9 protein-coding genes and 2 pseudogenes are annotated in these 12,866 nt (G+C 56.1%); 4 read left to right on the top strand and 7 right to left on the bottom strand.

Going from position 1 to position 12,866, the window contains the following annotated elements:
- Nucleotides 1–316 precede the first annotated feature (316 nt).
- The 3 genes from LPB260_RS08260 to LPB260_RS08250 are packed head-to-tail and all read left to right on the top strand — an operon-like array spanning nt 317 to nt 2,040.
- Nucleotides 317–979, top strand: a complete 663-nt coding sequence (locus LPB260_RS08260) for a CsgG/HfaB family protein (RefSeq protein ID WP_208708212.1) — start codon at nt 317–319, stop codon at nt 977–979.
- A gap of 26 nt (nt 980–1,005) precedes the next feature.
- Nucleotides 1,006–1,356: a DUF4810 domain-containing protein gene (locus tag LPB260_RS08255; protein ID WP_208710129.1), complete on the top strand. Its 351-nt coding sequence runs from the start codon at nt 1,006–1,008 to the stop codon at nt 1,354–1,356.
- 6 nt (nt 1,357–1,362) lie between these two features.
- Complete coding sequence (locus tag LPB260_RS08250; protein WP_208708211.1) at nt 1,363–2,040, top strand: DUF799 domain-containing protein; 678 nt, start codon at nt 1,363–1,365, stop codon at nt 2,038–2,040.
- A gap of 295 nt (nt 2,041–2,335) precedes the next feature.
- Here LPB260_RS08250 and LPB260_RS29315 read toward each other — a convergent pair.
- A pseudogene (locus LPB260_RS29315) lies at nt 2,336–2,533 on the bottom strand (IS481 family transposase); the annotation flags it as partial.
- Between the two features lie 391 nt (nt 2,534–2,924).
- Here LPB260_RS29315 and LPB260_RS08245 point away from each other — a divergent pair.
- A pseudogene (locus tag LPB260_RS08245) lies at nt 2,925–3,244 on the top strand (transposase); the annotation flags it as partial.
- Nucleotides 3,245–3,258: 14 nt separating this feature from the next.
- On the opposite strand, the gene LPB260_RS08240 reads toward LPB260_RS08245, so the two are convergent.
- The 6 genes from LPB260_RS08240 to LPB260_RS08215 form a co-directional block, all read right to left on the bottom strand.
- A complete protein-coding gene (locus tag LPB260_RS08240; protein ID WP_208708210.1) occupies nt 3,259–4,488 on the bottom strand; it encodes a glycosyltransferase family 4 protein in 1,230 nt (409 codons plus the stop codon).
- Nucleotides 4,485–5,687, bottom strand: coding sequence for a glycosyltransferase (locus LPB260_RS08235; protein WP_208708209.1), 1,203 nt, complete (start codon nt 5,685–5,687; stop codon nt 4,485–4,487). The genes LPB260_RS08240 and LPB260_RS08235 overlap by 4 nt, the downstream gene beginning before the upstream one ends.
- Nucleotides 5,688–5,715: 28 nt before the next feature.
- Entirely contained in the window at nt 5,716–7,644 is a 1,929-nt protein-coding gene (gene asnB, locus LPB260_RS08230) for an asparagine synthase (glutamine-hydrolyzing) (protein WP_208708208.1), read from the bottom strand.
- A 12-nt stretch (nt 7,645–7,656) separates the two neighbouring features.
- Complete coding sequence (locus tag LPB260_RS08225) at nt 7,657–8,724, bottom strand: hypothetical protein (protein WP_208708207.1); 1,068 nt, start codon at nt 8,722–8,724, stop codon at nt 7,657–7,659.
- A gap of 539 nt (nt 8,725–9,263) precedes the next feature.
- Nucleotides 9,264–10,589 carry a glycosyltransferase gene (locus tag LPB260_RS08220; RefSeq protein WP_208708206.1) on the bottom strand — a complete coding sequence of 442 codons (1,326 nt, stop codon included), beginning with the start codon at nt 10,587–10,589 and terminating at the stop codon, nt 9,264–9,266.
- A 273-nt stretch (nt 10,590–10,862) separates the two neighbouring features.
- Nucleotides 10,863–12,854: a methyltransferase domain-containing protein gene (locus tag LPB260_RS08215; RefSeq protein ID WP_208708205.1), complete on the bottom strand. Its 1,992-nt coding sequence runs from the start codon at nt 12,852–12,854 to the stop codon at nt 10,863–10,865.
- Nucleotides 12,855–12,866: the final 12 nt, after the last annotated feature.

Raw genomic sequence — 12,866 nt, 5'->3', positions numbered from 1 at the left:
CCGCCCCAGGCGTGAACTCGCTCACAGCCAGCGCCGCCGCCGAGCAAATGGCTACTGGCCAGCACCCCTGGGCTTTTGTAGACTCCGCGGCCGATACAACAGGGCCTGGTCCCAGTCGCAGCCACGCTGTCGCCACCGCCCAGCCCCCCCAGCAACGCCCGGCCACCGCCCAGCGGGTGCGCCGATCAAGGACTCGATGGTCATGGACGCACCCGCAGCTGTTGCCCCAGCTCGCCTTCTACCGCCTGCCCGCAGCCGGCGGCTCGCGCATGCCATCCAGCTCCCCCCGGATCAATCCCCCGACGAGAACGCCTAGATGAGAAGAACCCTAATTGCCGTCAGCCTGCTCGGCCTGCTGAGCGGCTGCGCCACCGAGCAATCGCGCACCCTCGAGGTCGCCAAGGTCGCCTCGGCCCATAGCGTCTACCAGGGCCCCCGCAACCCGATCGCAGTGGGCAAGTTCGACAACCGCTCCAGCTACATGCGCGGGCTGTTCTCCGACGGCGTCGACCGCCTCGGCGGCCAGGCCAAGACCATCCTGATCACCCACCTGCAGCAGTCCAATCGCTTCAACGTGCTCGACCGCGACAACCTCGCGGAAATCCAGCAGGAAAGCCAGATCGCCCAGAAGAGCCAGCAGTTGCGCGGAGCCGATTACGTGGTGACCGGCGACGTCACCGAGTTCGGCCGCAAGGAAGTCGGCGACCACCAGCTGTTCGGCATCCTCGGCCGCGGCAAATCGCAGATCGCCTACGCCAAGGTCAACCTCAACATCGTCAACGTGCGCACCTCCGAGGTGGTCTACTCGGCCCAGGGCGCCGGCGAGTACAGCCTGTCCAATCGCGAAGTGATCGGCTTCGGCGGCACCGCCAGCTACGACTCGACCCTCAACGGCAAGGTCCTCGACCTGGCCATCCGCGAAGCGGTCAACAACCTGGTCGGCGGTGTCGACAGCGGCGCCTGGCGCCCGGCGCAATAACCCCAAGGAAAGGAATCCACATGCAGATGCACAAGTACGCCACGCTGCTCGCCCTGGCTTCGGCCACCCTGCTGGGCGGCTGCGTCAGCCAGCCCCAGCCGCTGTACCACTGGGCCGGCTACCAGGAACAGGTCTACGCACACTTCAAGAACGACGGCAGCGGCCCGGAGCAGCAGATCGCCGCCCTGGAAGCCGGCCTGCAGGAAGCCCGCGCGCGCAACGCCGTGCCGCCACCGGGCCTGCACGCCCACCTCGGCATGCTCTACGCCCAGGTCGGCAAGGCCGACCAGGTGCGCCAGCAGTTCGAAACCGAGAAGAGCCTGTTCCCCGAGTCCGCCGCCTACATGGACTTCCTGCTGCGTAACGCCGAGAGATAACCCGCCATGATCCGTTTCAACCCCTGCAAAGCCCTGGCCCTGCTGCTGTTGACCGGCCTGCTCGGCGGCTGCGCCACCCCCACGCCCTACGACTACACCGCGTTCAAGCAGAGCAACCCCGCCTCCATCCTGGTGCTGCCGCCAATCAACAGCTCGCCGGACATCAAGGCCAGCTACAGCGTGCTGTCCCACGTCACCCTGCCGCTCGCCGAGGCCGGCTACTACGTGCTGCCGGTGGCGCTGGTGGACGAAACCTTCAAGCAGAACGGCCTGATGAACGCCGCCGAAATGCACATGGCGCCGCCGGCCAAGCTGCAGGAGATCTTCGGCGCCGATGCCGCCCTGTACATCGAGGTCAGCGAATACGGCAGCAGCTACAAGCTGGTGAGCAGCGAGGTCGCGGTGACCGCCAACGCCAAGCTGGTCGACCTGCGCAACGGCCAGTTGCTGTGGGAAGGCAGCGCCCGCGCCAGCACCGCGGAGAACCAGAACAACAGCGGCGGCGGCCTGGTCGGCATGCTGATCACCGCCGCGGTCAACCAGATCATCAACACCCTGAGTGACCGCGGCCACGAAGTCGCCGGCATCGCCAGCCACCGCCTGCTGACCGTCTCCCGCCGGGACGGCATCCTCCCCGGCCCGCGCGCGCCCCTGGCCATGAAGCAACAACTGGCCGCGCAATAGCGCAGAGCGCCAACTGCCGCCAGACCGAATCGCCGCCGGCCTGGCAGCAAACCAGCCGGACAGAAAGAAAGAAAGAAAGAAAGAAAGAAAGAAAGAAAACGATAGTGTAAGTCTGTCGGTTGAGCCGGCAATAGCCTAGGGACACATCCGCCGACCTCCACCAGCAGGAAATCTCCACTTTGACGCCTGGCTGTGTGAACCCAGCACGTTTCCAGTGAAAGTGGCGCGCCGCTGATGGCGGGCGATAACCGAGACAGGAGTCCGACCGGTGCCAGTTGTAGCGACTCAGACACAGCAGCAGGTGCTGTGCTCGCTGCGCTGAGCTTTCGTAACTACGGGCATAGGCCCTCCCGTGCAGGCTGGTCTGGATGAAGCGCTCAGCCTTGCAGCTGGTCCTTGGCGTATACGGCTTGGTGCGCAGGTGACGCAACCCCAAGCGCCTAACCAAACGGCGGAATTTGCGTGAGCCATTGCGGCTTCCGTTGTCGGTCATGATGCGGGGGAAGTGAATGCCCGGGCAGCGGTACTAACGCAGCGCTTGAATCAAGACCTGACACGCACTGCGGCCCCGCTCTTCAGGATGCAAACTGCTGAAAGCGATACGACTAGCATCGTCGATGGCCACATTGACGAACTCCCAGCCCACTCCTCGCCCCGCAGGCCAGGGTGAATGCGCTGAACTAAAAGGGCTAGACTGCGAGGGGTAAGAAGGGCATGTATATGCAGGTTAATCTGGGGCTCCTAGAAGGCTTTGCTGGGCGCACATCCAGAACGCCGGGAATGCCACGGATGAACAACCTACTGAGAGATCACGCCGAGCGACACTATGAAAAACACTTCCCAAACCCGTTGAAATACGTCGCTCCCGCCACCCGAGCTCTTCCATAAAGCAGATGACCTTCTGCCAAAGCCGAGTATGCCGGCAAGCGCAAGCAGACCCGCAAGGAATTGCGTCTGATCGAGATGGGTCAGATGGTGCCGTGGAGGGGACTGATTGCTCTGATCGAGCCGTACTACACCAAGGGCGAAATCGGCCGACCGGCGGACGCGCTGCTGGCGATGCCGCGCATTCATCTGATGCAGAACTGGTTTGGCCACAGGGATCCGGCGATGAAAGAAGCGCTGTACGAGACCACTATCCTGTGCCGGTTTCCCGGTTTGCCGGGCTGAGCCTGGAACGCCCCCGGACGAAACTACCGTCCTGGCCGCGCTCAGGCCTCAGTCAGCCCCGACAACCTTCTGCAATAACACAGTCATCGCAGCTCGACTAGAAACCGCATCAAAATTGTCTTGAACATACCGTACCGCTCTGTTGCCCATATCGAGCCGGCGAGCCTCATCGCTCATCAACTCAAAGACAAGAGCTGAAAGCTGCTGACCGCTGCCTGGAGAGAAAATAACTCCAGCATGAGCAGCCTGAACGATCTCAGCAGCCTCCCCCCCAATACCGCATAGCACAGGACGACCGCAGGCCATGTAATCCAGCAATTTTGTAGGAATAGCGCCTTTGAACAAAGGAATATCCTGCAAAGTTACTAGACACAAATCCGCCGCATTAATGAACCCACGCGCCATATCTTTGGAAACCGGAGCCAACAACTGAATATTATTAATATTTAGCGCTGCAATACGACTTTCAACATGTGACCGCCTCATTCCATCGCCCACCAACAAAAAAAGGGTTCTCCGATCCTGACAACACATAGCGGCATCAATAATCACATCCAGATTATTGGCCTCACCCATTGCCCCAAAGTACAATACGATATTTCGCCCTTCCCAGCCATACATACGACGAATCTCAGCCCCCGCTTCAACATCCGGATAAAGCATCTGAGTATCGATACCGCAGGTAATAACTTCCAGCTTTTCTGCAGGCCAGCCACGCGCATGGATATCGTCGCGAATGCCATGGGTGAGTGTTACAATTCGCTCCGCCTTATTGTAGAGCAACCGTTCCATCCATGACATGACTGCGATAAGAGGGCGGTTCCGCAGAATGCCCATCTGAACGGCAGACTCCGGCCACAGGTCACGCACCTCGAAAACCATCGGAATACCGCGCATCTTGCAGACCAACCAGACGGATAACATTGGAAAAATTGGCGGGGAGGATGCCAGCACGACATCCGGCCTACTGACTTTCAATAGACCGAACGGAGCCGTCAACGAAAATGATATGAAGCTGAACAAACGCCCTAGGTAACTGCAATGAAGCTCACTGTAGGTGTAGGTGCGGATGATCTGCACGGCACCGTCCTGCTCCCAGCGCAAGAGGCGCCTGTACCAAGGCAAAACCGGCTTATCGCGGCGCATGTAGCCAGTTTCGCCAGAGACTACAGTAACCTCATGGCCATTTGCAGCGAGATGCTGAGTAAGCTCATACACCAACGAGTGCCCGGGCGAGGAGTGTCCCTGATAGTATTGGTAAACCACCGCTATTTTCATTTAAACGCTCGATAGAGCTGCTTGAAACTCTCACCTTCTTTCTGCCAGCTGAGCTCTTCGCGAACGGCAGCAAGTCGCTCACGCCAGCGTTGTAGGCGCAGTTCATCGGCAAAAAATGCCTCAATCATCTTTGCCATGGCCGACGGCGTGGAGAGGTCGCCGACACAACCGATTTGATTACCCTCAACCAAGCGCCGCAACTCCGGCAAGTCGCTTGCCAGAATGGGCAACCCTGCAGCAATGAACTCAAATAACTTGTTAGGCGTGCAGTAGTAGTTGTTCAGACATATAGACTGATAAGGGATCACACCAGCATCTGCTGCCGCCGTCACCTCAAGCAAACGAGCTTGGGCAACGGCCGGATGCAAATACACCCGCGACTGCAACCCCTTACGCTCAACCAGGCGCTGCAGAGCATTGACAAGCTGACCGTCGCCCAACAACACGAGATAAACCCTCGAGTCACGCAGCAACACCATAGCCTTAACCAACTCAACTAAGTTGCGTCCCGCTGAAAAGCCGCCCTGAAATAACAGAATGCGACCTTCACGAGGAATGCCGAAGCGCTCATGCAAATACCAAGAACGCGGACCGAGCGGACTGATGCGTTCAGCATTATGAATGACTGCCACCCCTGCCAGCCCATAGCGCGCCTCAAGCTCACGGGCAATCGACGGATTAACAGTAATCACCTGATCACAGGTTTTAATATGCCGGTGCTCAATCTTCGCCCAGCTCGCCTGCTGCTGGCGTGAGAACTCTTGCTCGGTATACAGTTCGTGGCTGTCATAGATCAAATAGGCCCTAAACTCATTGGCCAACGCCCGGCCGACGGCAAGCATCGGCAAATCGTGCGCCACCACGACATTAGCCACATGCTGGCGACCATTGGCAAGAAAAAGGTTTAGATAAAAGCGCTCCTTATCGACCAATAATCGCCAGGCAATAGACTTCAACAACCGCATCAATGGGCCATTCATCGGTAGATATTGACTGGCCAGTCGATATATCTCAAGCACGCGATTTTCCCGATGCGCGAATGGATTGGTCAGTGCACCGATTCTTACAACGCGCGGATCGTCCAATGCTACTGACTCGTCCAGCGGCATCGCCAGAATAGTGACCTGCCAACCGTCCTCCTCCAAACTGTCTGCTTGGAGAAGAATCCGTCTATCAATCTGCCGGTCATTACAGAGCATCAGTACCTGTCGAGTGGCCTGCAATGAATCAGATAACACTAGGTTTCATGTCTCCGTCAATAAAAATTCGCTGCCACAACTCTAGACACAACAGCCCCCAAACGACACGTCCGAACTCGCGCTCGTTACCCAAGGTCCTCTCCACCGCCGCCACGTCATACAGGCCGCGCTGACGCGCGCGATCGGAAAGCAGCATGTCGCGGACAAAATCACGCGCAACGCCCTTGGTCCACTGATTGAGCGGGGTCGGGAAGCCCATCTTATCTTTTCGTTCAATAATGCTCGGCGGAATAGCGCTGCGCACCGACTCTTTGAATAGATGCTTCATGCGCCCTTCGGCAAACTTGATATTCGGCGGAACGGTAGCCATGAACTCTAAAATGCGGTGGTCAAGCAGTGGCACACGGGACTCGATGGATGCGGCCATACTTGTACGGTCCTCAACATGGAGCAGCGCCGGCAGTGAACCCTTAAGGTCGAAATACGTCATTTGGTTGACTAGTGAGTGTAGTCCCGCTCTATTAAAAATTCGCTGGAACGACTCAAATGAGGAGTAGCCACTACTGGTTCGTAAAGCATCCTGATTGAACAGCTGCGCCATACCTTCTCTGCGATCCAACAAGCTAAAATAACGCTGGTCATGGGACGCAAACAACCCGTTCTTCCAAAGCTGCTGCAACATTGGCTGGTAGGTAGCCAGTAGAGGCAGGTTAGGGACGATCGACTCCAGCGAGACCGCATAGCGGTTTTGGTTGGCTGTCTGGTAAATAGCACCCGACAGGCACTTCTCCAGATACAACGCCATGTAACGAGCATAGCCGATAAACAGTTCATCACCGCCCTGCCCCCCCATCACCACCTTCACGTGCTGGCTGGCCAACTGCGACACGTAGTACTGAGGAATAACCCCTGGTCCAGCCAGCGGCTCATCCATACAATACATCAGGCGCGGAAGCGTCTCCGCAAGCTCATTTCCGGCTGGGATGTAGATCTCGTTATAGGTTGTGCCGGCGAACGCCGATACTGCCTTGGCGTAAGCCGTCTCGTCAAACTGCGGCCCCTCATTGAACGCACCTGTAAAGGTATGCATCTTTTCGCCTCCCAACATGCGCGAGGCCAAACACACGATGGCACTGGAGTCCAGCCCGCCAGACAAATGTGCACCCAGCGGCACATCAGAACGCATATGGAGGCGAATAGAGTCGTCGATCAGCCCTGACAGCGTGTCGATGAAGTAACGCTCATCGTGCTCTTCATCAATGTTGTAGCGCAGATCCCAATACTGGCGTGTCTGCACTTTGAGCGAATCGCCCTCATACCAAGCGGACAGGCAATAGCCCGGCTCAAGCTTGTCGATCCCTTTGAATAAAGTTTTTTGATCTAAGCAGAACTGGAACGTCAGATAGTCCTGCAACCCCTCGGGATCAACCTGAGCTTTAACCTTATCGTCGGCCACGATTGCCTTGATTTCCGAGGCGAACAACAAACGACGGCCATCAAAGTGGTAATATAAAGGCTTGATACCAACTCGATCGCGGGCACAGAACAGCCGCTGCTCATATTTGTCCCAGATCGCAAACGCAAACATCCCCAACAGCCGGTCTACAAAAGGTTCACCCCACTCACGATAGGCGTACAGCAGCACCTCGGTATCCGAGAAGCTGTGAAGCGGATGGCCCTTAGCAATAAGCTCGCGGCGTAACTCCAGATAATTGTAAATAGCACCGTTAAATACCACGACAAAGCGACCATCCTCGGTCACCATCGGCTGCTTTCCGTGTTCCGGATCGATAATCGCCAGTCGCACATGGCCGAACCCAACCGGTCGACGCTCATCCAACCAGACCCCTTCTCCATCAGGACCGCGGTGTCGGATGACTGCCAGCATACTCCTTACATCATCAACAACCTTCTGCTGATGACCAACTCCAGACAGAACACCTGCCAAACCACACATGCAAACTCCAAATCATTTAACATCCAGCTTTCGATACGCATCAAAATATTCTTGAATACCTGAATACCTACTTTTAACCTTTGCACCCAAATGAAAATCCGCCCCCTTATATCGCCACAACACCGGATTATATGTATCAGTGTAAAGCGCTGTGGAAAAATCACACCCTCCTGCCCGCATAGCCGAATTAGAACACAAATACAACGCACCTAAGGTTGGATCAGCAGTGTATTCCTCACCAAAGTAATCAATCTCGACGACAGCATGCTGGGCCTGCAAATTGGAAACTAAACCCAAAGCACTCCATCCATATCTACCACTTATCTCATATGCAAAAATATAGTTATAGTTCCCACAATGCAGAGAGCTTGCAGTTTTCAAGCTTGAAGCTAACGCATCAATATCTCTTGAATCTGTTTCGGTCACCCCCATACCATAAGGCGCAGTCAGTGATACACGATGAATGTCACGCAAAACTGGAGCAAGATCACTGCCAACGCGCGTTCTAAAAAACGGAGCGACCGCCCTAAGCAGCAACCTATCCTGCCCAGCACCCGCTACATAGTTCACACGAAACCTAGAAAACTTTGAGAGCGATTCAATACTAAGTTCGGAATAGAAAAACCCGGACAAAGACTTGACAACAAGAGGATTATCCTTCGCCCAGAGCACCTCAATCTCGGTCGTCCCTCGCCCCCCCGCAAGCCCTAACACCTCAATAGACTTAGGTGCTTCAGCCAGCGAATACCAGACGAGCTTCAAGCCAGCAAGCTGGGAAGCCTCATTTGTACTAAAACAAAAACTAGAACCCTGCGCGCTCACTGCCGCAACGTAGTCATCTAAATTAGCAGTATCTAACGCATCAACACCGTGCCCCGAGTAGTAGTTTGAGTCGTCACAAGAATAAAACTCCACAGCCCCCAGCAAATTAAATACAGTGTGGCTCCGGTATCCAAGATAAGCATGAACAACGCCTACCACCACTCCAATAAGAGCCAGAAACAAAAAAACAAAAATCCCGCACCGCCCCAACACACTGCGCCGAAATAGCATGACTAAGAAATCACTGCCGACATGCATCTAAAGACAACCCCACACACAGCAAACACTAATTGATTCCCAACCATCACTCACCCCCAACACAACCATTAAAACACACACGCATGCTCTACGTAGCCTTGCCAGACCATTACATACGAAAAACATATATCCACCCAAGAACATCTGCACCCCCGCTTAAAGCAAGTATCATTGCCCGGACGCTCTGGAAGGATCCATTAACGCCCCTTCCAAAGACACTGGAAGTGTTAAGCATAGCCATCACATATAAAAACCCACACACCTAGGAACAAAAGCCAAGTGTACCGCATTGACACTGCGCGATGCCCATACGGATCGCCACCGCACCCCAGGAATTCTTCATCGAATACTCAGAAAATTGAAAAAATCAAACCGCATGCCAGCGACACTTCACAACACCAAGCAAAAGCCGATAAGAATGCAGCAATAGATAACTTATCTGACTGCCGGAGCAGGCACGCCCCAAAGCATTAAGTTACCTCGGATTACCACATGCATAACCTCTTAACGCCTCCAAAAAATTAAACTCCAACACAGGCTCAGCGGAACGTTCCAAGCACCCGGGAAACTGATGAAATATAGATATCCCCCTGCCCACGCCATGCAAATTTGCTTCGACCGCACTTGATGTTGCTGCGCCACTCCGAAAAATCCCCGCTTGAGAAAGCAGAATCAATCGCCAGAGCGATTTTCCTCGGATTAGTCATCTTGGCCGAGCTGCCAAATTTATTAACCCGAACAAAGCGATTAAGCTCCGGCGAGTCATTAGCAAGTATCGGCAGCCCAGCCTGAATAAATTCGAACAACTTGTTTGGAGTACAGTAGTAAGAGTTTAAATCCACATGCGGATAGGGAATAATGCCAATATCCGCCGACGCGCTGTGCTGTAGAAGCTCACTCTGCGCTACTGCCGGCAGAAAATGAACTCGCGAGCCCAGAAGCTTGAGCCGTGCAGCCTTCGCCTTGAGCAGATCGCCGAACGTACCGAACCCCATCATGACCAGATCAACATCTGAGGCCCGCACATAAGCCATGGCCTCCACGAGAGCCTCCAGATTGCGATGTGGCGCAAAGCCTCCTTGAAACAGCAGAATACGCCTCTGCACAGGCAGACTGAGCTTCTCACGCAACAAGTCATAGCGCGCTTCAGGGTCGAACTCTACAGGAGGGTCGAGTGCATTTAACAATGTCACCGGTTTGGGTATCCGATAACGGCGGGCCATTTCATCGCCGATAGACTCATTGACGGCAAACACCAGATTCGCCTTCTTGATCAGGCGCGCTTCTGCTTGCGAGCAGATTCGACGCTGCGCCCAAGAGAACGACTTTTGCTCTGGATACAGCTCGTGAGCATCATATACCAGTGGCACATTCCAGGCCCCAGCCAACTCAGCCCCAGCCTCGAGTGCTGGCAAGTCATGTACTTGCACGAGATCGCTCGGATGTGCCAGACCGTGACTAACAAATGCCTGCCGAAACGGCAGCGGATCATGCAGGGCAACGTTGTGATATCGCGCCAATAACAGTGTCTTGTAGAGATTCCAGTTCAGCCGGCTCGCGCAGTTAAATATACGTTGAAAGCCCCCTACCCTGCGGGAGTAACGATTGGCAGCACGGGTGAACAGATCACTTAATCGATGCTGGCGTATCACATATGCTTTGTAAATCGAATTTTCAGGAACGATATGATTCAAGCCGATTCGTGTCAGCTGGATGCCTTCAGGCATCAGCTCATTAGTGGTCTCACCGTCGAATGACAATGCGAGAAGGTGCACAGAATGACCCTGCCCTATTAAGGTAGCAGCCTGCGCCACCACCCGACGATCCAGGCTCTGATCGTGGCACAGCATTAGAATGTGGGCCATGCACGCCCCCCCTACGATTTTTAGTCGGACTCGCCAGCGCGCCTCTGACGGCGATGCCCAACCGGCTTCTATTGTTGACTGAGCTGCGTCACCCGGGCTTGGTTGGCTAGCAGTTGCTCTTGCAGGTCCTACTGTGCACATCTTGCTTGTCAAGGCACACTGGATTCCCTTGTAAATGAGCATGCCCTTCTAAGGAGCGATGCTGAAACTCTTGCTGCTTACTATTGCAGCTGCTCGATCCGGGCTTTCGGCTACCACGAGCGCTCACTGCGCTCATCGCTTAGGTTCTGCAGGCGCACCGCGAGACTGTCTAGCATCATCGTCGCATTGCAGCAAGGCATTACGCTCTGCCCTCAGGTTTTGCACCTGTACCGCCAATTGGTCGGCCTCCATAGCGCGCTGCAGCAAGACATCACGCTCAGTGCTCAGGTTCTGCAACTGCACCGCCAACTGATCAGCTTCAATAGCGCGTTGCAACAGGGTATCACGCTCAGTGCTCAGGCTCTGCAACTGCACTGCTAACTGATCAGCCTCAATAGTGCGCTGCAGCAAGGCATCGCGCTCTGCACTCAGATTCTGCACCTGCACCGCCAACTGATCAGCCTCAATAGCGCGCTGCAGCAAGACATCACGCTCTGCACTCAGATTCTGCACCCGCACCGCCAACTGATCAGCCTCAATAGCGCGCTGCAGCAAGACATCACGATCTGCACTCAGATTCTGCACCCGCACCGCCAACTGATCAGCCTCAATAGCGCGCTGCAGCAAGGCATCACGCTCTGCACTAAGGTTCTGCAACTGCACCGCCAACTGATCAGCTTCAATAGCACGCTGCAGCAAGGCATCACGCTCTGCACTAAGGTTCTGGATATGCACCCGCAGCTGATTTTGCTCGGTAATCTGAGCCTCAATGGATGAGACAGCATTGCTGGCTTGCAGGGCGCGCTCGAAACAATCCTGCAGACTGTACAACACCTGCCACGGTGCAGCCCTCGCCGCTGGCGACCGCGGGCTCAGCGTTTGTGGGTCAAACCAGAGTGGCTGCGATACCTGAACGAATAGCGGGTTCTCTTCGCCGTTAAGGTGCAGATAACGGCATTTCCCACTATCGGCGGCCACAGCCCAGAGCACCGACGGACCCTGCCCCAACTGCAACGAAGCGAACGGCTCAGCACTTGAGCAGGACCCCAGCACGCCGTAGTAACCTGCCTGCGGCGGGCGTGGCAAACGGTGAACGCTGCGCTCCTGCCCGTCATCCAGCACGCAGCCGTTGAACAGGCAGCCGACCTCATCCTCCAGCACTAGGTGCAGCGCGCCCTGGCTACCTGGCTGGCGGCAGACTTCCAGCGTGGGTGATGCTTCGTAGAGTGGGAACTGTAGGCGCCAACGGCCGCCCGCACAGGCCACATGCTGGGCCACTTGGCAGAACGGCTGCAGATCGGCAGCCGGTAACTGCTCTAAAAAATCTATCTGGGATGCCGGCTGGGCATGAGTTTCCGCCAGTAACGGTTGCGGAAGGTCGAACGCCACCCCATTACGCTGGAATATCACCAGAACTTCGCTGTGGCTGCGACAGTAACGCTGTTCGGCAAGTGCCGGATAAAGGTGCTTGGCCAGCGCCTGCGCCAGCAAAGATTGCAATGGTTGCTCAGCAGTCGCGGCCTGGCCGCCGCTACCGCAGCAGGGACAGATTGCCAGCTCCCACCCCGCCCACTCGTTCAGGGCCGTTCGCCGCAGTATAGTTTCCGGCGGCAACGTGGCATTCCAGGGCTCGCCAGCTAGCACAGTGGCACGAACCGTCCACCCGACCGGGGCACGCTGATGAAGGTCTACGATGTCGTAGCTGCGCTGGTGCCAATTGACGTGGTAGCAATGGCCGCACTCTGCACAACGGGTGGTGGCGTCCAGCAGCTCCTCACGAAAAGGAACCGCGACCATTACCGCTTTGGCGGCTACGCGAAACAGCTCGTCCCAGGCGGAGACTTCCTCGGCGTCGGGCATATGTTCCAGGGTGTCGGTACTCATCACCAGGTCGAAGGCGGCGCTGGGAAACGGCAATGCCTGCGCCTTACCCAGCACCCCATCGAGCTGAAGGCGCGCGAGTGCCTCTCCACTGCTATCAAGCCCAACAATGGTCGGCGCCCCAGGCGCTCTCAATCGAGAAGTCAGCTTCCCGTCCCCGCAACCGACATCCAGCACCGAGGCGATCCCGGTCGGCCAGAAGTCCCGAATAGCCTGCAGCAGGTTGAATTGTCCGATCTGCAACGGCTGATCCCA

This window comes from Pseudomonas sp. LPB0260 (assembly GCF_013388395.1).
This window is presented reverse-complemented; position numbering and strand designations above follow the sequence as displayed.